Origin of the sequence: Streptococcus oralis subsp. tigurinus (assembly GCF_002093575.1) — a bacterium.
Taxonomy (GTDB): Bacteria; Bacillota; Bacilli; order Lactobacillales; family Streptococcaceae; genus Streptococcus; species Streptococcus oralis_CH.
The window spans coordinates 1-20946 of sequence record NZ_LNVH01000004.1 but is presented as its reverse complement, the minus strand read 5'-3'; the positions used below and the strand labels follow the sequence as shown (position 1 = coordinate 20946).

The 20946-nt window shown below is 38.2% G+C and carries 34 protein-coding genes and 1 tRNA gene; 7 read left to right on the top strand and 28 right to left on the bottom strand.

Features of this window, described 5'->3' with window-relative positions; all coding sequences use genetic code 11:
• Nucleotides 1-4: 4 nt before the first annotated feature.
• The 25 genes from ATE37_RS05140 to ATE37_RS05020 all read right to left on the bottom strand — a co-directional run bounded on the left by ATE37_RS05140 (nucleotide 5) and on the right by ATE37_RS05020 (nucleotide 16247).
• Nucleotides 5-2020, bottom strand: coding sequence for a minor capsid protein (locus ATE37_RS05140; protein WP_084868197.1), 2016 nt, complete (start codon nucleotides 2018-2020; stop codon nucleotides 5-7).
• Complete coding sequence (locus ATE37_RS05135; protein WP_084868195.1) at nucleotides 1983-3395, bottom strand: phage portal protein; 1413 nt, start codon at nucleotides 3393-3395, stop codon at nucleotides 1983-1985. Before ATE37_RS05135 ends, ATE37_RS05140 begins: the two co-directional genes overlap by 38 nt.
• An 11-nt stretch (nucleotides 3396-3406) precedes the next feature.
• Entirely contained in the window at nucleotides 3407-4828 is a 1422-nt protein-coding gene (gene terL / locus ATE37_RS05130) for a phage terminase large subunit (protein ID WP_084868193.1), read from the bottom strand.
• On the bottom strand, nucleotides 4818-5234 hold the full coding sequence (locus ATE37_RS05125; protein WP_084868191.1) for a terminase small subunit: 417 nt from the start codon (nucleotides 5232-5234) through the stop codon (nucleotides 4818-4820). The genes terL and ATE37_RS05125 overlap by 11 nt, the downstream gene beginning before the upstream one ends.
• A gap of 65 nt (nucleotides 5235-5299) precedes the next feature.
• Nucleotides 5300-5370 (bottom strand) — tRNA-Trp (locus tag ATE37_RS05120).
• Nucleotides 5371-5516: 146 nt separating this feature from the next.
• A complete protein-coding gene (locus ATE37_RS05115; RefSeq protein WP_084868190.1) occupies nucleotides 5517-5942 on the bottom strand; it encodes a DUF1492 domain-containing protein in 426 nt (141 codons plus the stop codon).
• Nucleotides 5939-6133 carry a hypothetical protein gene (locus ATE37_RS05110; protein ID WP_084868188.1) on the bottom strand — a complete coding sequence of 65 codons (195 nt, stop codon included), beginning with the start codon at nucleotides 6131-6133 and terminating at the stop codon, nucleotides 5939-5941. Before ATE37_RS05110 ends, ATE37_RS05115 begins: the two co-directional genes overlap by 4 nt.
• Nucleotides 6099-6362, bottom strand: coding sequence for a DUF3310 domain-containing protein (locus ATE37_RS05105; protein WP_084868186.1), 264 nt, complete (start codon nucleotides 6360-6362; stop codon nucleotides 6099-6101). The genes ATE37_RS05110 and ATE37_RS05105 overlap by 35 nt, the downstream gene beginning before the upstream one ends.
• On the bottom strand, nucleotides 6359-6889 hold the full coding sequence (locus tag ATE37_RS10960) for a YopX family protein (RefSeq protein WP_084868185.1): 531 nt from the start codon (nucleotides 6887-6889) through the stop codon (nucleotides 6359-6361). Before ATE37_RS10960 ends, ATE37_RS05105 begins: the two co-directional genes overlap by 4 nt.
• Nucleotides 6890-6903: 14 nt before the next feature.
• The gene (locus tag ATE37_RS10755) at nucleotides 6904-7041 is read right to left on the bottom strand and encodes a hypothetical protein (RefSeq protein ID WP_180382763.1); all 138 of its coding nucleotides are present in this window, start codon (nucleotides 7039-7041) and stop codon (nucleotides 6904-6906) included.
• Nucleotides 7042-7185: 144 nt separating this feature from the next.
• Nucleotides 7186-7779, bottom strand: coding sequence for a hypothetical protein (locus ATE37_RS05095; protein ID WP_084868183.1), 594 nt, complete (start codon nucleotides 7777-7779; stop codon nucleotides 7186-7188).
• A 238-nt stretch (nucleotides 7780-8017) separates the two neighbouring features.
• A complete protein-coding gene (locus tag ATE37_RS05085) occupies nucleotides 8018-8728 on the bottom strand; it encodes a DUF1642 domain-containing protein (RefSeq protein ID WP_084868180.1) in 711 nt (236 codons plus the stop codon).
• Nucleotides 8706-8909, bottom strand: coding sequence for a hypothetical protein (locus ATE37_RS05080; protein ID WP_084868178.1), 204 nt, complete (start codon nucleotides 8907-8909; stop codon nucleotides 8706-8708). The genes ATE37_RS05085 and ATE37_RS05080 overlap by 23 nt, the downstream gene beginning before the upstream one ends.
• Before the next feature lie 337 nt (nucleotides 8910-9246).
• Nucleotides 9247-10536 carry a virulence-associated E family protein gene (locus ATE37_RS05075; RefSeq protein WP_084868506.1) on the bottom strand — a complete coding sequence of 430 codons (1290 nt, stop codon included), beginning with the start codon at nucleotides 10534-10536 and terminating at the stop codon, nucleotides 9247-9249.
• Between the two features lie 41 nt (nucleotides 10537-10577).
• Nucleotides 10578-11399 carry a bifunctional DNA primase/polymerase gene (locus ATE37_RS05070; RefSeq protein WP_084868177.1) on the bottom strand — a complete coding sequence of 274 codons (822 nt, stop codon included), beginning with the start codon at nucleotides 11397-11399 and terminating at the stop codon, nucleotides 10578-10580.
• Nucleotides 11400-11418: 19 nt separating this feature from the next.
• The gene (locus tag ATE37_RS05065; RefSeq protein ID WP_084868175.1) at nucleotides 11419-11928 is read right to left on the bottom strand and encodes a hypothetical protein; all 510 of its coding nucleotides are present in this window, start codon (nucleotides 11926-11928) and stop codon (nucleotides 11419-11421) included.
• A gap of 19 nt (nucleotides 11929-11947) precedes the next feature.
• Nucleotides 11948-12757: an AAA family ATPase gene (locus ATE37_RS05060; protein WP_084868174.1), complete on the bottom strand. Its 810-nt coding sequence runs from the start codon at nucleotides 12755-12757 to the stop codon at nucleotides 11948-11950.
• Nucleotides 12758-13951: a DEAD/DEAH box helicase family protein gene (locus ATE37_RS05055; RefSeq protein WP_084868172.1), complete on the bottom strand. Its 1194-nt coding sequence runs from the start codon at nucleotides 13949-13951 to the stop codon at nucleotides 12758-12760. It lies immediately after the preceding gene.
• A complete protein-coding gene (locus ATE37_RS05050) occupies nucleotides 13914-14399 on the bottom strand; it encodes a hypothetical protein (RefSeq protein ID WP_084868170.1) in 486 nt (161 codons plus the stop codon). The genes ATE37_RS05055 and ATE37_RS05050 overlap by 38 nt, the downstream gene beginning before the upstream one ends.
• 6 nt (nucleotides 14400-14405) lie before the next feature.
• Complete coding sequence (locus ATE37_RS05045) at nucleotides 14406-14879, bottom strand: siphovirus Gp157 family protein (RefSeq protein WP_084868168.1); 474 nt, start codon at nucleotides 14877-14879, stop codon at nucleotides 14406-14408.
• Nucleotides 14879-15220: a hypothetical protein gene (locus ATE37_RS05040; RefSeq protein ID WP_084868166.1), complete on the bottom strand. Its 342-nt coding sequence runs from the start codon at nucleotides 15218-15220 to the stop codon at nucleotides 14879-14881. The genes ATE37_RS05045 and ATE37_RS05040 overlap by 1 nt, the downstream gene beginning before the upstream one ends.
• 11 nt (nucleotides 15221-15231) lie before the next feature.
• A complete protein-coding gene (locus ATE37_RS05035; RefSeq protein ID WP_084868165.1) occupies nucleotides 15232-15423 on the bottom strand; it encodes a hypothetical protein in 192 nt (63 codons plus the stop codon).
• The gene (locus tag ATE37_RS05030) at nucleotides 15420-15614 is read right to left on the bottom strand and encodes a hypothetical protein (protein WP_084868163.1); all 195 of its coding nucleotides are present in this window, start codon (nucleotides 15612-15614) and stop codon (nucleotides 15420-15422) included. Before ATE37_RS05030 ends, ATE37_RS05035 begins: the two co-directional genes overlap by 4 nt.
• Complete coding sequence (locus ATE37_RS05025; protein WP_049493525.1) at nucleotides 15611-15883, bottom strand: hypothetical protein; 273 nt, start codon at nucleotides 15881-15883, stop codon at nucleotides 15611-15613. Before ATE37_RS05025 ends, ATE37_RS05030 begins: the two co-directional genes overlap by 4 nt.
• Before the next feature lie 73 nt (nucleotides 15884-15956).
• Nucleotides 15957-16247, bottom strand: a complete 291-nt coding sequence (locus ATE37_RS05020; RefSeq protein WP_084868162.1) for a hypothetical protein — start codon at nucleotides 16245-16247, stop codon at nucleotides 15957-15959.
• Nucleotides 16248-16325: 78 nt separating this feature from the next.
• Between ATE37_RS05020 and ATE37_RS05015 the strand changes: the two genes are divergently transcribed.
• Nucleotides 16326-16622: a hypothetical protein gene (locus tag ATE37_RS05015; protein WP_084868160.1), complete on the top strand. Its 297-nt coding sequence runs from the start codon at nucleotides 16326-16328 to the stop codon at nucleotides 16620-16622.
• A 19-nt stretch (nucleotides 16623-16641) separates the two neighbouring features.
• On the opposite strand, the gene ATE37_RS10955 is transcribed toward ATE37_RS05015, so the two are convergent.
• Entirely contained in the window at nucleotides 16642-16764 is a 123-nt protein-coding gene (locus tag ATE37_RS10955; RefSeq protein ID WP_275080659.1) for a hypothetical protein, read from the bottom strand.
• 55 nt (nucleotides 16765-16819) lie between these two features.
• Nucleotides 16820-17011 carry a hypothetical protein gene (locus ATE37_RS05010; protein ID WP_016397650.1) on the bottom strand — a complete coding sequence of 64 codons (192 nt, stop codon included), beginning with the start codon at nucleotides 17009-17011 and terminating at the stop codon, nucleotides 16820-16822.
• 70 nt (nucleotides 17012-17081) lie between these two features.
• Between ATE37_RS05010 and ATE37_RS05005 the strand changes: the two genes are divergently transcribed.
• Nucleotides 17082-17273, top strand: a complete 192-nt coding sequence (locus ATE37_RS05005; protein ID WP_084868158.1) for a hypothetical protein — start codon at nucleotides 17082-17084, stop codon at nucleotides 17271-17273.
• On the opposite strand, the gene ATE37_RS05000 is transcribed toward ATE37_RS05005, so the two are convergent.
• Entirely contained in the window at nucleotides 17230-17541 is a 312-nt protein-coding gene (locus ATE37_RS05000; protein ID WP_142995857.1) for a hypothetical protein, read from the bottom strand. The genes ATE37_RS05005 and ATE37_RS05000 overlap by 44 nt on opposite strands.
• Nucleotides 17542-17651: 110 nt before the next feature.
• On the opposite strand from ATE37_RS05000, the gene ATE37_RS04995 reads away from it, so the two are divergent.
• The 5 genes from ATE37_RS04995 (at nucleotide 17652) to ATE37_RS04975 (ending at nucleotide 20847) form a co-directional block, all read left to right on the top strand.
• Nucleotides 17652-17744, top strand: coding sequence for a type I toxin-antitoxin system Fst family toxin (locus ATE37_RS04995; RefSeq protein WP_000970294.1), 93 nt, complete (start codon nucleotides 17652-17654; stop codon nucleotides 17742-17744).
• A 405-nt stretch (nucleotides 17745-18149) separates the two neighbouring features.
• Nucleotides 18150-18503, top strand: coding sequence for a helix-turn-helix domain-containing protein (locus tag ATE37_RS04990; RefSeq protein WP_084868157.1), 354 nt, complete (start codon nucleotides 18150-18152; stop codon nucleotides 18501-18503).
• 3 nt (nucleotides 18504-18506) lie between these two features.
• Nucleotides 18507-18887: an ImmA/IrrE family metallo-endopeptidase gene (locus ATE37_RS04985; RefSeq protein ID WP_084868155.1), complete on the top strand. Its 381-nt coding sequence runs from the start codon at nucleotides 18507-18509 to the stop codon at nucleotides 18885-18887.
• A 36-nt stretch (nucleotides 18888-18923) separates the two neighbouring features.
• Complete coding sequence (locus ATE37_RS04980) at nucleotides 18924-19595, top strand: zinc ribbon domain-containing protein (protein WP_084868154.1); 672 nt, start codon at nucleotides 18924-18926, stop codon at nucleotides 19593-19595.
• A gap of 130 nt (nucleotides 19596-19725) precedes the next feature.
• Nucleotides 19726-20847, top strand: coding sequence for a tyrosine-type recombinase/integrase (locus ATE37_RS04975; RefSeq protein ID WP_241502099.1), 1122 nt, complete (start codon nucleotides 19726-19728; stop codon nucleotides 20845-20847).
• The last annotated feature ends 99 nt before the right edge of the window (nucleotides 20848-20946 follow it).

The window sequence follows — 20946 nt, the reverse complement described above, 5'->3', positions numbered from 1 at the left end:
CTCCTTACCATTTTAAAGGTTTTTTGTCTTCTAGCTGCAATCTTGAAATATCTTTGAATATTTCATTATATATCTTAACAGAATTTGGAAAAACTTTGTCATAAAACGATTTTATTTCAGGGGTCATTTGAGCTTGAGTATATTCCGCAATAAATTCCATCCCTCGATGTGTTTTATCTTTCCAGTACGAATCCGAATGATTGAAAGGCTGAGAACCATATTCCGCGCTTCTGAAAGAACTCATCATATCTGATGCAAATGCGGCAACCTCTGCATTTTCTTCGGGACGAATTTCCGGATTTAGTTTCTTTGCTAGTTCAAGTAATTCTGATTTGAAATCTCTTACTTTAGCTTGACGAAGATTAAAGAAGTCTCGTTTCTCATCCATAGACGCTCCTCTTTTGAGCTTTATATCCCCGAAAATATAATTGTCCATATCTTTCTTTATGACATTGTACAAGTCGTACTGACTGCTAAATGCTTTAGCTCCTAATTCAGGTGCGCCAAAGTAAGTTGCGATATTATCGATGCCATGAGTCAATTCATGAAGAACGATTGAATGTGCTTTCTGATTAAATTTCTTGTTGTAAATAAAATCGCCTTTTGCCAAATTAACTTGTGTACCAGACACATGAGAAGACATTTCTTTTACTTTAGCAAAAGATAATTTATCGATTGAACCGTAGAGAGATTGCACAAAATCATCATTCGGGAAGAAACGCAATTCTCTTAAAAGACCTTGTGCATTTTCTTCTCCAAAGACATCAACAAAATTCGTTGTTCTAAGTCTCTTTTCTAAACGATCTACCAGATCACGTCGTGCCAAAGAAACGTTATCCTCTCGTGCTTGCAAAGCTGCTTGCTCTGCTTTCTCTTTTAAAGCGTCTTGTTCAGCTGCCCAGTCAAAATATTTTAAAAGATCATCAAAATCAAGATTATTGATTTCTTCGGAAGTAAGCTTGGAAAAGTCAATCTTACCAACTCCCTCTCCATCCACATACTTGCTATACCACTCTTTATAACTCATATCCGCAGGCACATACTCGACTTTGTTCGTCTTGGGATTCCTTGCTCGTCGCTCTAGCTTGCTGTAGTCGATATCGTCATCATATGCGATAGTCGTAGACCTACACCACGGATGCATGGGTGGATAGTTCACACCAGGAACAACCTTGTCCGTATCATAGACCTTGTTGTCGTGTTCTTGGCAAATTTCAGACGTCCGTCTGTCCAATACTGCCACAAATTTGTACTTAGTGATTTCAGCATCTTCATAGCTGAGCAGTTCCATCTGATTGTGAAAAAAAGCTGACTCAGTACGAACCAAGCGCCTTGCGTTGTTTTGACCTACTCCGAATCTTTCAGCGATTGCTTGAGATGTATCTCTTACACTGCGACCCGTCATGAGACTCACTAGGAGCTCGTCCTTCACGCTTGAAGCGAGCGCCCCTGTGTTTTCCCATATCCTATCCGAATAGCCCTCTCCTGTCCATTTAAGAGTCTTTAGACGCTTGATTTCAGTTTCAGGGAGATTAGAGAAACTATAAGCCAGTCCCGTCTGCTGTTGCAGGTCAAAAGTAGCCTTGTAATAGCTATCCTTCATCAGGTCGCTGTAAAAGGCATCTGAGCCCGTCTTCTCGGAGTGGTAAATCGACTCACGCATGCGGTCTAAATCATCGTTTAGACGCTCTAAACGCTTCATGCGATAAGCATAAGCTGGACTGTCTAAATCAGCAAGCAGTCGTTGAATATTCGGGTCATTCGGTCTAGCTTCAAGAACCTTACGAAGTTCTGCAAGGTCCTTTTGGTCTTTCATGTTCTTTAGGACCTGACGAGCATCACGCTCGCTCAAGCCATAATCACGCTGAAATCTATCAAAGATCTTGTTAATTTGCTTGTCTAAATATGCTTTAGATTGCTTGTAAATCTCGTCAAACTTGTCTGCTTGCTTCTCAGCCTTATCCATCTGCTCATAGATGAGATTAGCCTTCCTCTTCGCCCAATAGTCCTCGTTCTTCATCTGTCACCTCTTCGTCTGGCTTCGTGTTAGCCTGGTTAAAGAATGGCACACGGTCCCTATTCTTCTCTTTCTCTTCTTCGAGTTCTTCAAGTTCAGCGTCAGGATCTTCAACGAATGGCAAGAGCGAAATAAGCTGACGAAGTGAGACCTTACCTTCAAGATTATTAATAATCTGTGACAACTCTAACAAGTTCTTAGGAAGTCCACGGCTGAACTGTGGCACAATTGAATGAGCTTCAAGAGCAATCTGCTGCATGCCCAAGTAGTGAGCGAAGATAGCAATCCGCTGTCTAAGACCTCGCTTGTAATTCGCTTCTTTCGTCTTAGTTATCATTTCAAGACCTAGTAGCTTGAATTCCATGGCTACACCCGAGCTATTGCCTGCGAAGTTCTTATCTGTCAAATTCGGCACATGGCTGAATGTGTAGATGTCTTCCTTCAAGGCTTTACGTAAGATTTCAGTTGCATTCTCGTCCAGAGCGTTCTTTAAAAAATCAGCTTTGGCATCTGCCGGCAATTCCAAAAGACCTTCTTCAGCAAGAATACTCATTGCCTCTCTAGCATCTTCTAGATTGTCAGCTAACTGTGCACCATACAACACAAGAATAGACTCGACTGCTTGCTCTTTGTCATTTACACGGTTACCCATCAACGAATTATAAGCATCAATCAAGCTGATTTGTTGCTCATAATCTCCAATCGCAAAATGATTATTGCGATATTCGATGATTGGGATTTGTCCGAGGTTGTGAGGTTCTACTTGCTCATTCTGAGTTGTTCCCATGCTCGAATCACGCAGCACGATATGATAGTGCAAGTTCTGTGTAAAGACTTCAGCTTGATACTTAGTCGCATCTTTCGTATCGTCTTTAATCTCGTAGTAATAAACTGCAAACAAGGCCTTGCGTTCGATGCTATCATCGTAAACCAGGAACACATTCTCAGGATCAACGCTGGTCGAATCAAGCTCAGTCAATCCCTCTTTCGCATAGATGTACTCGTAAGCACGTCCATAGATGGCCATGTTCAGAGCGTTCTGCGCATCCACTTGGTCGATTTCAGCACCATCAAAAGCCTTAAGTAAAGGCTCAAGGTCGCTCTCAGCAGTGTTGTTATACTTGATAGGATTGCCCATAAAGTAGCCTGTAGATGTGTCTGCGATATCTTTAGCGTGATTGGCTACAGTCTTATAATTCGGCGCATTCTGATTTCTTCTCGTATGATTCAGGATAGCATGCTCGCCCAAGTAATATTTCTTCAATTTCTGCAAGTGACTGCGTTCTTGTGTGTGCTTGCGAATCAGCTTGTAGATCAATTCTTTGCTCAAAGCTGTTTCGTCATATCCATCCCGTGGATAAGTTAAAATCTGATACATTTAATTCCTTTCTAAAAGCCATAGCGGGATTTACGTTTGACTTTGGCTTTCATCTTCAGTTTGTTATTCACGCTTTCGACAATACCTGTCAAAGCGTCCGCTGCGTCATCATGTGCGTTCTTACCTTCGCGTTGATATGTCATTAGTTCCTGGTATAATTCTGGCCATCTATGCCGCCAATTGTCAGGAAAATAAATATGCTCCATTGCCCATGTCGCATTCGTTAAAATGCGAGCTTGTTTATTTTGCGACTGATGAAACCAATTAAAAATCGTGTAATGATTGTTATAGTTTGATTGTGTCAATCGCTCAACGTTTCGAGCAAATCCGCGTCCGCCATTGTTGCTTTCGATGTCACATGTATTTACATCATGTTCCGATAACTTCCCAGCAAGCAACGGTTCGGTGACTTCCATAGGTTCTTTGGTAAACACAACATCAAGAATGTAGACTTCATTATCAGAAGTTACACCATAGATATAGCTCGATAAGTAGTCGCTACCTGTGTCTGCTGTATCTGTATAAGCACCAATCCGCTTAAATTTTGGTTTGATGTCATAAGTTTTAAACTCACTGTACAACCTACCCTTGATGTCAATAGGTTCTTGCTGGTAGTTCGCTGATGCAATATCAGCCCCCATGGTTTGGGTTTTTTGAAGATATGCCTGTTTACTCAAGACCTCATCACAAAGCATTGTATCTGTTGCTTCGTCGTAAGCCTTCATACTGATGTGCTTGACCTTATAATCAGATTTAGGAAGTTCAGCCAGCGCCTTGCCTGCCAAATCTTGTGAATGCCAACGCGTCATGATGATAATAATTTTTCCGCCTTCTTCAAGACGAGATAGCATAGTATTTCTAAACCACTCCCAATGTTTTTCTAAAACAGTGGCATTGTTAGCTTCTTCGGCATTTTTGATAAGGTCATCAACAATGATAATATCAGCACCAAAACCAGTTGCTGTACCAGTGGGACTTGTAGCCAGATAATTATTATACCCTCCCTCAAGACTCCACAAATTCATAGCAGCGTCACCATACTTGATATGCGTTTTTGGAAAGATATCATTAAACACAACAACGCCTTTATCTGCTTTCGTTTCCTGAATATCGTTCCTGACATTCTTTGAGAACACAGTTGATAACGTTTCGTTGTATGAGCCTGTCATTATCTTTTTGTTGTTATCATTTCCTAATAGCCATTGTACAAACATACCTGCTGTTCTTGATTTTCCGTGCCTTGGTGGTTCATTGATAACCAATACATTGTGTTCGCTATCACTCAAAAAGCCTTGCAAATCATTACAAAGCTCAACTAAGTATTTACGAGACGGCTTATAAAAATCGCTTGCCATTAGATGACAATAATAAAAGAAATCGCGACGCGCCAGTTCAAAACGGGCTTGTTGCTTGATTACTGTTTTATCCATCATCAATCAACTTCCTTAATTCGTCAGTTGTTAATCCTTCCAGCGGATTTGACTGCGTAGTGACATCTGCAGCAACATTGATGTGCTTTGGCTCTTCCATGCCTGCATAATCCAGAATCATCTTAGCCGCATTAAGTCGAGATTGCGCTGGCACATCCTTATCTTGCAAAATATCAAGTGTTTTATCAACTGCGATAGAGGCAAGTCCGGAAAATCTGCGTTTTAGCAATGATTTTTCAGCATTTAATAACTCGTCGACCAATTCAAGGATTTCAACGTTTTTCATATTGTTGTAAGCTTGTGTATCTGCTGATTTTTCAGAATATCCAGCATAACGAGCTGCTTGCCCTTGTTTCATTCCCGATGCAATACCCTCAGCAAATTTCTTCTGCAATTTTGTCAACGCCATTCCATCACCTCCATTCAAAAAATCAAAAAAGCCACACAATGTGTGACTTGATGTAAGACCTCTCACAGACTTTGCAGGAATCGAACCTACGATAACAGTTTTGGAGACTGTTGTGTTACCGCTACACTAAAAGCCTAAAATAACGACATCAAGGATTGAACCCAAAAAGACAAAGAGGAAATCACTGGCTTGTCCCTGGTGCCATTACAAAAAAAATTATTAAAGGAGACATCAGTCCGCTTCACGTACTGCTGACAATACAATAATATCACTTTGCAATTATCATTTACTATCGTTATTATCAAATATTTTAACTAATTTAGCTATTGCTTTATCTCGTGCTCTTTGTATGGTCGCAGGACTGCACCGCAGCTTTCTTTCAACCTCTTTCCACGAAAGCCCATCAATGTAGAGTAGTCGCATGACAATGTTCTCTACTGGATCATCAAGCGACTCAATAGCTCTCACAAGGTCGTCACGCTCTCTGTATAGAGATTGAATCTCTCGATACAATTCGTCAGACTTAACGATAATCGAAATATTCAACTCTTCAGAGTGGTTCGTGTTGCTTTTCGACTTCGGCATGTTGTCGAACTGTTGCCCTCTCAAAATACCTGACTTCAAGCTGATAATTTCTTGATGCTTTGACTTCGCTTTGATATCAATGTACTGTAATGCTTTCAATCGTTGCTTGATATTTATCGTCATTCATCCTCCTCGATTTCAATCAGTATCATTCCTTCATCTGGATTTTTAAGTATGTCTCTGTACTTTTGCGACTTGTAAAATGACAAGGTTCCTTTCTTTAAACCAGTTTCTTGACAGATTTGCTTAATCGTCCCGCAAGTGATGAACCTTTCACCGTCATACAGAGCGTACTCTCGATTGTTCCTGCCCATGTTCCATCTCCTCGATAAGCCAATCAAGGTTCTTGCGTGCTTTCTTCAGGTCTTCGAGACCGTTTTTCTTTTGGAAACGCAATAGATACTTGATAGCATTGCCCCAACACCATGCTGCCTTACCTGGCAAGTTGCCAATGAAGTTATCAATCACTTCGATACTTTCAAGGCCTTTTGAACCTTGGTAGTGGCTTGGTTTGTTTATGTTGTCATTTTTTTCTGGTTTCATTTTTCTGCCTCAAAAAGCTCTGGATTTTCATAGATATTGCCGATGATTTCGTTTTCGTCAGTTTCTGACCACAATTCACTTGCTAATTGCTCATTATCATTCATAATCAGCCAAGTGCCCTCAATCATAGTTACAACACCTATAATTACTTCATTTTCCGTTGTTGGCTGGGTTCGTACTTGTCTAACTACATCCCCCTCAAAGATTTCCTGACTATTCTTGTCAAGGATTCCTGTTGATTGCATGATAGTTGCATTTTCATCTTCAAGATAAAAGTCAAAACTATATCCACAAACCCATCTTGTCTTATCTTTCTCAAATACGAAAATCCCATAATTTTTAATAGTGATTGTATGCAGATCGCCAATCTTCTCCTTGTGGACGACTCTGCCTTTAATTTCTGCGCCTTGATTATCTGCCTTGTAGATGAGCATCGGGCGCTTTTCTTCTAATTTCTTAATCTGGATACTCTGCCAGATATTCAACCCAGCAGATAGCAGAATCCATACTGCGATGAATCTTTTCATTTTACCTCCTCAATCTATATTTCTTTCAAATACTCATTGAACAAATCTTCATCAAGAATCCCATTTTCAATTAAATTCTCAACTGCGATTTCAATTTTAATCAAACGATTTAATTCCTTGTTAGGCAACGTAGCCATAATAACTTCTTCCATCACTCTACTCCTTGCTCTTAATTTCTCCAGTAAGTCTATTTTCTAAAATATGACTTGTATAACAAATGTCATTTTTATATGTATAGTGATCAACGGTTTCTTCAACCCACTGATTTCGTGTGTAAGGGTATCTGTTTGGTCATTTCATTCCGTTACCTCCTCAACTGTGAATTTAATTCGATGACTTCCGACGTTGAAGAAATTCTCAATAGCAATTTTCTTATCACTCGAAACAATACTCATTGCACCTTGCATCACTTTTTGACCAAATAAAAATTGGTTTTCGTAAAATCGCTTTTCAATTTCATCTAATTTTTGATAAGGTGATACATAATTTTGCTCAACACCCATCTCTTCTTCAAATTTTTTCTTTTCTTCTTCTGGAGATAATGAATGATTATAAATTTCTGGAAAGTTGAGTTCTTTCAATTTTTCAAGACCTCTCATCATCTCTGCATAAGCATTTCTTTCTTTTGCGTGTTTCTTATAATTCACAACACCTGGTTGATGAGTTGCTAAGAATTTAATCTCAGCATTAGTTAATTTGTACTTGATACACATCTGAGCATCTATCCAGAAAACATCTGCGTCTCCTCGATGCCAATTAAAATCAGCTCTTTCCAAATCCAATAGCAAGTCAACTACTTCTTGACCTCGTTGGCTGTCTAACAGTTCATTACCAACAGGCTTAGTTGCCATAACCTCGGCAATCCACTCTAACCAAACCTCATCTTCCATCACTCAACCTCCGTTTCTCTCATGAATTTTGGCATGTTACCGTGAAATTCCTCGTATAACCAATACTTCCTACAACATTCATCGTAATCATAATTTTTGTTAACTTTGAGTTTTCTTTTGAGCGTTTTCTTATATTTTTTCGGACAGTGGATAACAAATTCTTTAGTATTCTCGGAATAGTAAGCTATAAAATATCGATAAGAATATTTGTAGTGTTTTCTTTTTTGTCTAAGATTCATCACTCCACCTCCTCAATCTCAATACCAGGACAATCGAATACCCAGCCGAAATTGGCGTCTTCTAGTTCTTTTCGGGTGTGGTGCAAGCGGAATTCCTCGCTTTCTTCAAAATTGCTCAACATCCATGTATGGCCAAATCTAAATGTCAGATATGTATTTTCTTCTGACATATTCTTAATCTTCACCCGATACCGCTTCTCCTCCTCAACCTCGTATCCGTCAAGCCATGCACGAGCGAAGAGATCTCTGTTTTCATTGATCCAAGATTTTATTTTTTCTCCCACAATACCCTCTTTGAAAATATAGTACATAACACGATACACATCATCGCTAGGTGCTATCTCTTCATAGTATCCTGAAGTATTTCTGAATTTAAAACCATTTCTTTTTACATTGGCAATCCAATCCGCAACAAACTGCGGAATGGTAACTTTCTCACATTCAACCACACCCTCAAATTTTCCTTGCTCGTAGCCTTCACGCCATTTTGCATGGCTAAAATCCTGTTTAAATTCACTCATGATAACTTTCAACCAAACCTCTCTGTTATGCAATGGCAATTCTCGCAATCGTGCTAGTATGTTCTTAACATAGCGTGGAGCTTCATCTGCGTGAACCGCCTTTAAGCCAACTATCTTCCCTTTTATTAAAACCTCTGTTCCGACGGGGAACAAAATCCGTGGGGCATTAATCAATTCTTCCTGATTCATTTTCCAATTCCTCCAACTGTGCTTCCATTTTCTTAAGTTTTTTCTTCCAAAAATCACATTCAGCAGAACGTGAGTGCACAAGCGACTTCACGCAAGGTTCAGATAATTTTTCAATTTTTACGCTCGCTTGCTCGATTGACCGCTTCAACCCGTCAATCATTATTTGTTTGTTGTATTTCATTTGAGTACGTCCGTTTTTTTATTCATTTTTTTATCAATTTTTACAAAATAAATTTAATGCAACCGTGCAACCGATAGAAAACAAAATTTAAAAAATAAAATTTAAGAATCCTTATTTAATAGGCTTTCTCTTTATATACTATTATTAAATATACTTTTTATAAAATATAGGTTGCATCGGTTGCATTATATAAAAATAGTATAAAAAAATCAGTATTATCAAGGGTTTAAGGGTGCAACCGTTCTTTCAATTTATCGGTTGCATATCGGTTGCATGCAACCGTTCTTCTCTATAGATGCAACCGATGCAACCGACAGAACTTTAAAACGCAACCGATCTATTTTTGTATAATTCTCTTAAAACCTTTTGTATTTTTTCCGCCAATTCGAAACTGACCCTTTTGCCAATCAGGATGATTGTCCATAATCATGTTGATTTTAGTTGATAGCTTTTTATCATTTGAATTTCTCATGAACAAGTTATACATCATTTCTCTTGTTGAAACGTTTGTCAACTTTCTTTTGCCAGGTTCAAATTCATTGCTATTATCAAAATACTTACTTGTATACTGATGTTGTTGTTGAATTGACCAGCTTGACCAATTATCAGGGATAGGCATTTCAAGATACTCGAGCACTTGTAATTCGACTTCATCACGATACATGAATGTCTCTTGATAAGCTTCCAATTCTTCTTCGGTCTTCTTATCGAACATCAAATCAGCACCAGCACGATAGATTGTGACCGCCTCGCCCCAAATTTGTTCGATTGTTTCAGGTTCGATTTCCATAGGGTGTTTCTTTTGCTTTTCGACATTTGCGAGTACAGGCAAGAATCGACGTTCACCAGTTTTATCCTTGAGGTATTCTTTCTGATTTGTTGTGCGTGCGAGTACAAAGTTTTTAGCGAATTCTTCAGTACGCTTCATGTAAGGTTTGCGGAAACGTAAGCTAGTTTTTGAGATAAAGGCCTTTGTTTCAGCAAAACTCATTCGGTTACTAGCAACCATTTCATCATCATTTACAATCAAAGATTTCAGCATGATGTCATAATTGTCTTTGTTTGCAAAGTCTGTAACTGAATCGGTATACCACTTACCACCCAACTTTTGAAGGAGTGAGGTTTTCCCAACACCCTGACCACCAACTAAATCTAGCACGTAGTCAAATTTAACAAACGGATCATACACTTTAGCAACTGCACCGACTAACCACATCTCAGCAATCTTTGAGATTAAAGGGTTGTCATCAGCACCGAGATAGACCTGAAGCATACGGTCAATTCGTTTGCGACCATCCCAATTTTCTGCAGCTCTTTCCATATATGCGATAACTGGGTTGTATGACCTCTCTGAGAAGAAGGTTTCCATGCCATCCAGCATCGCTTGGTTTGAATAAGCAACTCCTAATACACTTTCAAAATAAACCTTAACAACCGAATCAAAGTTGGAAGGTAATTCGCCTTTTTTAAAGAAGGTGTTTCCTATTTTGATATCCTTTAGTAGTTCGTGTTCTTGCGAAAAATCATTGTGTTTTAGATAGAGACTTAACTGGTCATCAGCTTTAAATGATGCCAACACATTCATCGGACTATTGGCCTTGATTGCGCCTTTATCATTTAAAATCATCTTATCTTGTGAATTTATACTTACTACATCACCAATCGTTCTCACCTCCTATCTTTCTTTATCATACTTTCAACAGTACGCATCATTTCCTTTTCAGGCAAAGGATTTTGACTGTTTGCATTTGCTAGTCTAGCTAGTTGAATAACTACATCATCATCTACTGCTCGATATAATAGACTACCGACAAAGCTTGCTAGTTTATCATTTCTCCCACCTTCATCACCAAAACCAAGCGCGATGGTTTCAAAAAGGTCGGTTGTTTGCGTGCGATCTCGTGTGTAAGACCGTCTAGCTAAGTCTCTTAAACCGTCTGTACCGTCATATCGATAACCGTGTGTCTTGCCGTAGGTTTTCTTTATAGCTCTGATTAAATCTCTGGAAGGTGTTACGATTGTTCCACCTTCCTTTGATTTTTCTAAATCCCACTCATACTGCCCTTTATCTGTTGCCGATGGTGCGACCAACACATAGTTATTTTCGTGAGCCTTGATATCAACACCTGGTAAGAACCCAATCATCTGTGTGATAGGTTCATCCTCTCTTTTGAAGTAAAATAGATGTTTCCCACCACTAGCAGTTTTAGCTTGTAGAGTCGGTTCAATCAGTTTTAAGTATTCCCAATTCTTGAGAGAGTCAAAACCATTTGACTTACCGTGCTTGTCGATATCAATGACAAAGAAGTTAGTTGTTTTTAAAGCGATATTGGCATTAGGAAAGCCATCCCAAAAGGTTTCAATTTCACTTGCAGTCATGGCAGGTTTATCAGCAAATTCAATCAATGGCATCTTGTTTTTAGGATTGATTGGAATGACTGAAAAGCCTAATTTTTGATACTGCAAGGCATAGTCTTTCATAGACGGCATATCTTAACTCCTTATTTTTTTAGAATGGCAAACCATCATCCTCAATTTCTTCTACATTTACAGGTTGCATGGTGTCTTCTTCAAGGTCATAGCTACGGAACTCACGACCATCTTTGCCTTTAGTTACAGTGATAATCAGATTGAAGTAAGACCCAACCGCTTTACGTTGAAGCGCTTCTTCCATGCTCTTGCCGTCTACGAAATCATCAGTCATAACCTGGTCACCACTTAATACAATTGTTTTTTGGAAGAATTTAATAGTACGTTGTACTGCCCATTCAAGACTTTTACCTTTCCACTCTGTCAAAGTCCCGAATGTGGCAAATTCAGAACGCCCGATGTGGTCTCCGCCTCGAATTTCGAACTGATAACCCAAACTCTCCCAACCGCTTTCTGCGACATTAAAGGTTGCTTTTTTCAAGATTACTGGATAAGTTCCAGCTGGAATAGGACCAGGTCCATTTGCGCTGTCTTTACGTGGGTCAAAGCCTTCTTTTTTGATTGATTTTGCGATATCTAATAAACTCATTTTGTTTCTCCTTTAATTCTTAAAATAGTTCTCTAACTGCTGCATCTTCTTTTTGTTCTACTGCTGCAGTCGGTTTAGTGTTTGTTGTTTCAGTTTTTTCAACTTTTTTAGTTTTAGCAGGTGTCAACGCACCACGGATTGTTGTTAAGATTTTCAAGATTTTCTTATCATCAACCTGGTCAGTGTAGTAAGATTTGCGCTTGCGGTCAACTTCGCGGTTGTAGTTACTTCCAATCTTCTCAGTATGGATCATTAAGTCAGAGTTACCATTAATAAGGTTCACATACTTATCTTTCAAGCTTGGTTTATCCTTAGTTGCGTTACCGTTATCATCATATTCAGAGATTTGGCGACTGATATAGATAACATTCATTGGTAAAGCTTTAAGGTCAATTACTAATTCTGTAATGGCTTGATTGAAGAAATCATAACCTTTACCGTATGGAACTTCTGATAAGGATTTCAAGCGAGGTTTTCCAGCAGGTGTCAATTCGTCACAAACTGCAATCTTAATCATTTCAATGACATCATCGATTACATCGACTACAACTGTTTCATAGGAATGCTTTTGCGTTTGAAGTGCCAGAAGAATTTCTCCTAACTGCTTGATAACCGAATTAGTAATTCGTCCAGAGGTGTCTTTTTCATTCAGTAGTTGAATACTAGGTACGCTGTTAGCTTCTGCATTTCCATCTGTATTTAATACAATCGGATTCGGAAATTCATTAGCGAGATAAGACTTACCGCTCATGGTTTCACCATAGATGAAATAGTTGCGAGGGGTGTCTTTGGGAATTTGTGGTTTGTTTTCTGGTAATTTAAACAAGATTTATACTCCTTTATAATAAAATTCAATTACATTTACATCATGTTGCTGTCGACTTCCTGTTATGCGCCAAAGCAACTGTCGGTAATCATCGTATTCTCCAGATCCTTCTTCAACTGGATCTAGTACGACGATGGTTTGGTATTTGTGTTGTAGTCCGTCAACACCTACGCCTAAGACTTGACTGGTAGCTACGACTATTTGATTGTCTAGACTTTCTTGTACGTCTCCAGTCCAGATACCAATGTTTGGATGTCTTTCACGGATAACATTTACAATCTGTTTGGACTTGCTGACAATCAGCATATCGTGTGGTGCTCGCTCAATTAGTCCGTCAAGTTCTAGCATTAAGGGGGTGTCTTTGTTGACTGCTCTTAATTTAGGGAAATCAACATCTACACCAGTTTGGTTTAGGTAGCGCTCGAAGGTATTCCTTCCAAAAGATTGCTTAGCCATGGCAGTTTTACCATTTACTGTGACTAGGTTTAATTTTCTAAACTCAGCAAGTTTTTCTGGATTTCCAGGTGCGATTGTCTTTTGATAAAACTTAATCTCAAAACCGTTATTCTCAACTGCATTTTCGATTTCTTCGATTTCTTCCCAGCGGAAAAAGTTCGGCAAGTTTGCTATATAACTTTCATAATTCCTGAAATCTTCCCACTTCTCTTTCGAATAGCTGAATGGATCATAGACCATTTTTCCGTGGGTCTTTTGCCAATTAAATTTATTGTTAGGTGTTGCCCGACCAAACACCGTATTTTCAAGCGGATAGAAATTTTGTCCTTTTTTTCTGATTGGTGTTGCTGAAAGGCCTATCGTGTATTTACGCTTTATTTTGCGATACAATGCCACTTGCTTATCGGATGACATATTCTGCCATTCATCCACTATCAGCACATCACAGTCTAATTTATGCTCCTTTTTGACCTGATTTTGAAGATACCTATCTGTCTTAATGATAATCTCAACATCTTTATCAAAATTCATAAACTTGACTGCATCTATCCAACCATTCAGGATGGCCAGTCGGTTATTGGTGATGATGATTTTCTTAGCTTTCTTGTGTTTCGCGATAGCAAGCGCACAGATAGTTTTACCTCTGCCCCCAAGAGCCTCTAAAAAGATTCCATTTGATAAGTGGTCACTTCTTTTGACTGCTTCAGCTTGCCACTTTCTTAACGTTATTGTTATACTCACTCACCACCTTTCCAATATCTTGAATGACTTCTTCAATGTCATTTCTCATTGCCCAAAATAGTCCGAGTCTTGCTGCTGCTCGTATGTCCTGGTGATGACTCTTTTCGAACTTCCAAAGACCTAAGATTTTTAAAAGGTCGTCTGGAATATCTGATTTGTACCCACCGTTATACTGAAGAATGGCATCTGGATAGCACAACTGGATATATGCGATAGTTTCTAACACACTATTATCTTTTGAGCTGTCGTTATCTCTGATTCTAAATTCCTCGACAACCACTACATCGAATTCAAGATTTTTTCCGATTTCGTGAAACCAATCAGCGAAACCTCTCATACCATAAGAGACAACCCAGCTATTGACTAATCTCGCATTATCTAGTAAGACAATCCCTGTTGTTGAAGTTTCAATCTTATTGGATGCTGGATCGATTGCTAGAATTTTCATATCTTCTTACCTAATACTCAAATTCTTCCTTTCTACTAAACTTGCACCGACAATTTCAAGCCCATTTTTCAAGTCTTCTTTGAGCCGTTTTTTATCTGGCTTCCAAGTTGCAACTTTGTAGGCTTCTGGTAAGACTGTTTCGTCTACCTCTACGGCTTGAGATTTTCTAAATGATACTTTGAAAAGTGGTGTGTCTACTCGTTCATGGCCTGTCAGGATCATGCTTGCTGAAAGTGTATCTTTCATGTGCTTTTTTTTCTTTTCATCAGCCTTGTTCAATTCAGTCAAGCGCGTGATTTCTGCTTTGCGTGTTTCAATGTCTGCTTCAAGGTTCTTCATAACCTTGATATAGTTTTCTACTTTGTTTTCGTAGTCGCTATTCCAGTCGATACTTTCAAGCGTATCTAGTTTAGTTTCTTCGTCTAATTCCAAGTTATAGATATCAAGGAATTGTCCTGTTAGTTCGTAAAGTGTTGCCATTATTTCGTTACCTCTTTCATTAATTTGTTAGCTTCTTTAATCAACAGACGCATAACGTTGCTATCCGTTTCTTTTTCTGCTGCTCTTGTCAGCATTCCCACCCACTCTCGTCTAGTGTCATTCTTCCAATCCACTAATTCAGTGAGTGCCTGTGTATGGTTATAGTAAGGCGAGTAATCGTATGACTTATCTTCCAAGCGGATACATCTGCCCGCCTTGACGTCCTTGGCTAAATTTGCCCTTACATTGCTATTTGTTGTACCGACAACCTCAGCTACTTCATCATATGAGGCAGTAGGGTGGTCTTTATAATATTCCCTAATTCGTTCCGCTTGTGTCATGTTTCTCCTCCTTATTTCAACCCTTCAGGCGGTTGCACGTCGTACGTAAATTGCTTATCTGAATTTCCCAGGTTCATCCGTGCGACATTGTTTGCCATCAGCTGGCGCTCTTGCTGTTTCATTTCAGCGTGGTCATCCAGCGTATTTACTAGCGACCATAGACCGATTCCTACGATTGTTACCAGATAAATGTATTCCATCATTTTACATTCTCCTTTTCTTTGTAGATTGCTACAATTTTTTCAAGATCAGCAATACGCTGATTGGCATTTTGAAGTTTTTCCTGTGATTCAATCAGTGATTGATTGAGGTCCAGAGCGACCTCTTTCCAGTCGAGATTGGTTTCTTCGACATCTTCCGAAAAGTAGTTTTTAATTCTTGTTAGTAGGTTCATCCGACTGACCTCATTTTCTTGCTTTTCACCATTTCTTTTTTCCAATCTCGACTGCCTCTGTATTGCAGGTAGGCATCAAAACCTTTAATCGTGACAAGTTGGCCATCATTCCTAAGATGCTTCTGTTGGCTAGGCAGCTTCTTCATCTCGCGTCTCATGTCTCCCGCTTGTCGCTTTGAGCATCCAAAGATGTGTTCTAATTCTTCATCATTAGCCGAAACCTTTTCGATGATTACATCTTTAATTCTTACAATTTCAACTGCTTCCATTTTTTCTCCTTTCGTGTTATACTTTAGATGAATATTTTGTTGAGCACCTGACATTGTTAGGTGCTTTTTTTGTTTATAAATTTGAAATTCTAATAAGAATTTCTTCCAATTCTTCTTTGCCATTAATGTATCCAATCACGTCATCGGTTATTCCTGACTCATAATCCAAGTCCCACAAACCTGTTTTCTTGTTGTGTTTGACGACTGCCAATTCAAGCCCGTAAGAATACTTGTTGTGAATTACACTGGCACCATAACCATTAGCAAAATGATATTCATGTCTTGGATACTTAAAATGGCTATCTTGATGAGTAGTAAATTCTTCGCATTCAATTTCGATTTTAGGTAAATTGTATTGTTCCATATTTTATTAACCTTCCATGAGTTCCTTTAACTTCTCTACCGCTTTTTGCTATAATATAAGCAGAAAGGAGGTGAGTACATGGACACTAATCAAATTTTGATAACTTTTTTAACTTCATGCGTTCCTGCGTTTCTTGTTTATCTCGCAAATAAACATCAAACCGATTCCAAAATAAAAGAATTAAAGGCACAATCTGAAAGTGAATTACAGAGACTTGAAAAAGAGCATGAATTGAAACTAGATGCCTTAAAACAAAGCCAGCAAGTAGATATCACTTCAAAATTTTTCACAGGTGAACTTGATATTAATAAACTTACTCAAGCAGTTAACGGAATCACAGAACTTCAAAAGGCTGTAGATAAGCTATCAAAATAATTTGATGAAAGCGGAGAACTTACTCTGCTTTTTTTAAAATTTTCAAAAACATCGAAATCCCGCTAATTAATCCAGCTAGATACCCTCGACCATAGTCTGTCACTAAGAATTTCAATAATTCGATTGTTTCTTCTTCGTTCATCTTCAACCTCCTACTCTTCAAATTTTCCCCACGGCTCACTGATTCGATGTTTCAATTACCGAATTTTAAAGTCTTCAATCACACGAGCGATGAACTGATTCGCTTGTGGATTTTTTAGCTTACCATTCAGGATATTCGTTACATCCTGACGAGCCATGCTATACTGTACCGCTAGCGTCGCCATCGTCAAATTATGCTCTTTCAGATAATCTCTGATTTTTTGACGTCCACCATCCATGTTTGGCATATTTCTCTCCTTTCTTTTCTTTTTCTCTCCTCGCTTTCTGCTATAATAAAGCTAGAAAGGAGGCGATCTTATGAAATCCTTTAAAGATTTCCGAGAATCTTTAACAGACGAAGATATGCAAGCTATTGCTGCTAAAGCTAATGAAGCTACTAAGCACATCGACCATACAGACGGATTGCAACTTGGGATGGTCGGTGGTTTGATTTCTACAATAACTACTATTGAGTTACTTGAGAAATATCATGAATGGCTTCATAGCTAAGATTCTTGAATCCTTCTGGGTCTATCTGTATAGAGATAGGCTCATTTTTTGTTCTGCTATTCAAGGCGCGCTTCGTGATTTCATCTTGGATAGCTTTTGTCATCGCTAAGCCATGCTCTGAAAAACTAGTGTTTTTCGAAACGAGCAAAATTGCTTGCGAATATGTCTCAGATTGTTGAATAGCTTCATCAGCGACCTTCTCAACAAAACTTTGAATATCGTTTTTTAGATTCTCTAAAGATATTAGAGGAGCTTCATTTTTCGACATTCGTGTCCCTCCTTTTTTAAAAAAATAAAATGCCCTATCGAATTGATAGAGCATGTGATACAATAGGAACGGCACTTCTAAACCGCCTGCGAAAGGAGGTGAAATAGGCCATGATGGAACTAATCCTTAAAACTATCATCGGACCAATTGTGGTCGGTGTCATTCTTCGCTTAGTCGATAAATGGCTAAACAAAGATAGATAGTGTCAAAAAAGACCCCAAGCTTATTTGGTCGTGAGCTCGGGGTCTTTTCTAGTCCATGATATAGAACTAATCCTTAATTCCCCCTTATTATCTCACATGCTCTATTCAATTGTCAAGGAACAGGTTGGTATTTTGTAAGAAAAAAAGTTAGAAATTTTATAAAACGCTTGACATATTTCACCCAAAAGGTTAAAATGAAAATATAATCAAAAGACTTGATAAAACAATATCTATCAACTTATTCGCTCGCCAAAGCTATTTTATTTTTAGATAAGTTTAACTTCGTTTTTTACTAACTCATCAACTTACAAAAACTATTTTACACCTAATTGGGTGATATGTCAACTATTTTCACCCAAAAAGTTGAAATATTTTTTGTTATGCTTCAGAAAGGTTGATTTAACAATGTTTCCGACATACGAAAAAATTAAAGAACTTGCTGATAACCGTGGAATCTCTCTTACAAAATTAGAAGAAGATTTAGGTTATAGCAGAAATACACTCTATAAGTTGAAATCTCAAAAGCCCAACGCTGAACGAATTTCAGAAATCGCCGACTACTTCAATGTGTCCACCGACTACCTTCTAGGTCGCACGGATAATCCCTCTATTGCAAACAGAGATACAATCGCAGGATACACATCTGACGACCTCCGAAAGATGGCAGAGAATGCCAAGACCTTCGATGGCAAGCCACTTACAGAGGAAGATATTGACGCGATTCAAAACATCATTGAGATTTATTTGAGAGGTAGATAGCTTATGACTATTGAAGAGTTGGTAGACTTGCACGGTGTCACTCTAGCTTATTTTGATAATGACCTCTGGCATAGACCAGGAGTCTACATCAAAGAAATCAATATCATCTTTATAAACCGTGAACTGTCCGAAAACGCAAAAAAACGGGTCATATACCACGAATTAGGACATCTGGAACATTCTACCGCACTGTATCAAAACAACCACACTAGATGCGAGAATGAAGCCAATAGGCACATGATCCATAAACTACTAGAAGAAGAACTCGCACTATCAGATGACCATCAATCATTCAACTATCTTCATTTCATGCAAAAACATGAACTTAGAACAGTCGCAGACGAATTGATGGTCATTGATGAATATTATGAATTGATAGGATAATTAAGAAAGATAACAAAAAATAAATTGGAGGTTATTATGAAATTCTGTCCTGAATGTGGCAATCCAGTAGAGGGCTACAAGTTCTGTCCAAATTGCGGTTATTCTATCGCTAACCAACCCCAAACAGAACAGCCTCAAACAACTACAAAACCAGTCTCTCCTACTCCTACTGCTAGAAGCAAACGAACGGATAAAGTCGGACCACTTGAGATTGATAGATATAATCGCACCTATCGAATAAATGGAGCACGCAAAGCGAAAGGTTCGTCTGGATTGGTCGGAGGAGCAATTAAAGGAACAGCGAAAGTAGGTCTTGCCATGGGGACGATGGGATTGTCTTTGATACCGTCCTTGGTCAAGAAAGATAAGAATGACACAGATTGGTATTCGTTCGAGGATTTAGTATCCTATGAATTGATTATCAATAATCAAACGGTTGTTTCAGGGGGAGTTGGTCAAGCATTGATTGCAGGCGCTATGTTTGGTGCGATTGGTGCTGTTGCAGGCGGTATTGTTGCAAAAAGAAAATCAACCTCTAAAATTTTGGACATGACAATCCGTGTAACTTCAAATGACTTCACCAAACCAGTCGTATTCATTGACTTGATTAGAAAGCCAGTAAGGAACACTTCGAAAGAGTACAAGGAAGCAGTCGAAAACGCTCAGCGAATCATGGGAACCTTGGATGTTATCGTCCATAATTCATAAACAAAAAAATCCCCACGCTCTCAAAGTTTGGCGACTCTGAGCGTGAGGAACTTCAGTATAAGAAACAACCATTCAAAAGGTCGTTTTCTTATACCCATTTTAACAAAAAAGTGAGGTAAAATCAATGTGGATGGAAGAATTGCCAAACGGCAAGTTTAAATATTTTGAGAGATACAAAGATCCATATACCGAGAAATTAAAAAAGGTATCAGTCACGATGGAGAAAAAAACACCCCAGGCAAGAAATCAAGCCGCTATCTTACTGCAGGAAAAGATAAAGAAAAAAATCAGCACGAAACAAGTAGAAAGCATTACATTTGAAGAAATCTATAACCTTTTTTATAAATCATGGGCACAAACAGTAAAAGCATCAACAAAACACAATTATACTTTTGTTGATGCAACTATGAAAAAAGAAATACCATCGGATACATTGATAGCTAATATTGATAGACGATATATTCAACAAAAAATTGAACATATCATTGAAAATAATGGATATCATACAGCATACAGAGTACGTAGTAGATTAAAAAGTATCTTTGATTACGCAGTCAGATATTCATACATCAATAATAATGAAGTTAATTACACTACAATTCCAAAACCACCTGAAACTTTGGAAAACCTTGAAAAAAAAAGAAATAAATTTTTGACAATTGAAGAAATCAAAATCTTAGTAGATGCTTTAAATAGCCATTCATATCACGAAAAATACGCTGATATGGTCATTGTACTTGCTTTGACGGGTATGAGATATGGTGAGTTAACTGCTTTACAATTAAAAAATATAGATTTCCAAAATAATAAAATTGAAATCACAGGTAATTATGACTCTATCAATAAAATCAAGACACTACCCAAAACTAAAAACTCTATACGAATTATTAAGGTGTCTGATGCCGTAATTGAAGCTATCAAAAGACAAGTAACAAGGCTCAGCGAACGTTATCAGCCATTAGAAAGCGAAGATTATATTTTTTGTTTTGAAACATGGAATATCCCTATCACTCTATCATCTTTTATACAAATCTTAAAAAAATATGGTAAGCAAGCCGGGATAGAAAAAAACTTATCCAGTCATATTTTTAGGCACTCACACATTTCTTTTTTAGCGGAGTCAGGCCTTCCAATAAAATCAATAATGGATAGAGTAGGGCATTCAAACGCTAAAATGACCTTGGAAATCTACTCGCACACAACGCAAGATATGGAAGATAAGCTTGTGAAGACATTAGATAGTTTTTTCTAATTGCCCCTCGAGTGCCCCTTTTATTAATAAAACATAAAACAAACCCCTTAAAAGTCAAGCATCTCAAGGGGTTTATTTTTATACTTAGAATCCGTCTAC

What these genes read in the sequence shown, in the direction of transcription:
- ATE37_RS10755 (WP_180382763.1), bottom strand. Translation starts at nt 7,041, where the DNA reads ATGGAAGAAGTTATTATGGCTACGTTGCCTAACAAGGAATTAAATCGT.
- ATE37_RS10955 (WP_275080659.1), bottom strand. Translation starts at nt 16,764, where the DNA reads ATGAACGAAGAAGAAACAATCGAATTATTGAAATTCTTAGTGACAGAC.
- ATE37_RS05070 (WP_084868177.1), bottom strand. Translation starts at nt 11,399, where the DNA reads ATGCCGTCTATGAAAGACTATGCCTTGCAGTATCAAAAATTAGGCTTT.
- ATE37_RS05105 (WP_084868186.1), bottom strand. Translation starts at nt 6,362, where the DNA reads ATGAAACCAGAAAAAAATGACAACATAAACAAACCAAGCCACTACCAA.
- ATE37_RS05115 (WP_084868190.1), bottom strand. Translation starts at nt 5,942, where the DNA reads ATGACGATAAATATCAAGCAACGATTGAAAGCATTACAGTACATTGAT.
- ATE37_RS05095 (WP_084868183.1), bottom strand. Translation starts at nt 7,779, where the DNA reads ATGGAAGATGAGGTTTGGTTAGAGTGGATTGCCGAGGTTATGGCAACT.
- ATE37_RS04985 (WP_084868155.1), top strand. Translation starts at nt 18,507, where the DNA reads ATGACTATTGAAGAGTTGGTAGACTTGCACGGTGTCACTCTAGCTTAT.
- ATE37_RS05035 (WP_084868165.1), bottom strand. Translation starts at nt 15,423, where the DNA reads ATGATGGAATACATTTATCTGGTAACAATCGTAGGAATCGGTCTATGG.
- ATE37_RS05025 (WP_049493525.1), bottom strand. Translation starts at nt 15,883, where the DNA reads ATGGAAGCAGTTGAAATTGTAAGAATTAAAGATGTAATCATCGAAAAG.
- ATE37_RS05085 (WP_084868180.1), bottom strand. Translation starts at nt 8,728, where the DNA reads ATGAATCAGGAAGAATTGATTAATGCCCCACGGATTTTGTTCCCCGTC.
- ATE37_RS05005 (WP_084868158.1), top strand. Translation starts at nt 17,082, where the DNA reads ATGAAATCCTTTAAAGATTTCCGAGAATCTTTAACAGACGAAGATATG.
- ATE37_RS05040 (WP_084868166.1), bottom strand. Translation starts at nt 15,220, where the DNA reads ATGACACAAGCGGAACGAATTAGGGAATATTATAAAGACCACCCTACT.
- ATE37_RS05140 (WP_084868197.1), bottom strand. Translation starts at nt 2,020, where the DNA reads ATGAAGAACGAGGACTATTGGGCGAAGAGGAAGGCTAATCTCATCTAT.
- ATE37_RS05110 (WP_084868188.1), bottom strand. Translation starts at nt 6,133, where the DNA reads ATGGGCAGGAACAATCGAGAGTACGCTCTGTATGACGGTGAAAGGTTC.
- ATE37_RS05045 (WP_084868168.1), bottom strand. Translation starts at nt 14,879, where the DNA reads ATGGCAACACTTTACGAACTAACAGGACAATTCCTTGATATCTATAAC.
- ATE37_RS04975 (WP_241502099.1), top strand. Translation starts at nt 19,726, where the DNA reads ATGGAAGAATTGCCAAACGGCAAGTTTAAATATTTTGAGAGATACAAA.
- ATE37_RS05075 (WP_084868506.1), bottom strand. Translation starts at nt 10,536, where the DNA reads ATGATTTTAAATGATAAAGGCGCAATCAAGGCCAATAGTCCGATGAAT.
- ATE37_RS05135 (WP_084868195.1), bottom strand. Translation starts at nt 3,395, where the DNA reads ATGTATCAGATTTTAACTTATCCACGGGATGGATATGACGAAACAGCT.
- ATE37_RS05000 (WP_142995857.1), bottom strand. Translation starts at nt 17,541, where the DNA reads ATGTCGAAAAATGAAGCTCCTCTAATATCTTTAGAGAATCTAAAAAAC.
- terL (WP_084868193.1), bottom strand. Translation starts at nt 4,828, where the DNA reads ATGATGGATAAAACAGTAATCAAGCAACAAGCCCGTTTTGAACTGGCG.
- ATE37_RS05080 (WP_084868178.1), bottom strand. Translation starts at nt 8,909, where the DNA reads ATGAAATACAACAAACAAATAATGATTGACGGGTTGAAGCGGTCAATC.
- ATE37_RS05010 (WP_016397650.1), bottom strand. Translation starts at nt 17,011, where the DNA reads ATGCCAAACATGGATGGTGGACGTCAAAAAATCAGAGATTATCTGAAA.
- ATE37_RS10960 (WP_084868185.1), bottom strand. Translation starts at nt 6,889, where the DNA reads ATGAAAAGATTCATCGCAGTATGGATTCTGCTATCTGCTGGGTTGAAT.
- ATE37_RS04990 (WP_084868157.1), top strand. Translation starts at nt 18,150, where the DNA reads ATGTTTCCGACATACGAAAAAATTAAAGAACTTGCTGATAACCGTGGA.
- ATE37_RS04995 (WP_000970294.1), top strand. Translation starts at nt 17,652, where the DNA reads ATGATGGAACTAATCCTTAAAACTATCATCGGACCAATTGTGGTCGGT.
- ATE37_RS05020 (WP_084868162.1), bottom strand. Translation starts at nt 16,247, where the DNA reads ATGGAACAATACAATTTACCTAAAATCGAAATTGAATGCGAAGAATTT.
- ATE37_RS05125 (WP_084868191.1), bottom strand. Translation starts at nt 5,234, where the DNA reads ATGGCGTTGACAAAATTGCAGAAGAAATTTGCTGAGGGTATTGCATCG.
- ATE37_RS05015 (WP_084868160.1), top strand. Translation starts at nt 16,326, where the DNA reads ATGGACACTAATCAAATTTTGATAACTTTTTTAACTTCATGCGTTCCT.
- ATE37_RS05065 (WP_084868175.1), bottom strand. Translation starts at nt 11,928, where the DNA reads ATGAGTTTATTAGATATCGCAAAATCAATCAAAAAAGAAGGCTTTGAC.
- ATE37_RS04980 (WP_084868154.1), top strand. Translation starts at nt 18,924, where the DNA reads ATGAAATTCTGTCCTGAATGTGGCAATCCAGTAGAGGGCTACAAGTTC.
- ATE37_RS05030 (WP_084868163.1), bottom strand. Translation starts at nt 15,614, where the DNA reads ATGAACCTACTAACAAGAATTAAAAACTACTTTTCGGAAGATGTCGAA.
- ATE37_RS05050 (WP_084868170.1), bottom strand. Translation starts at nt 14,399, where the DNA reads ATGAAAATTCTAGCAATCGATCCAGCATCCAATAAGATTGAAACTTCA.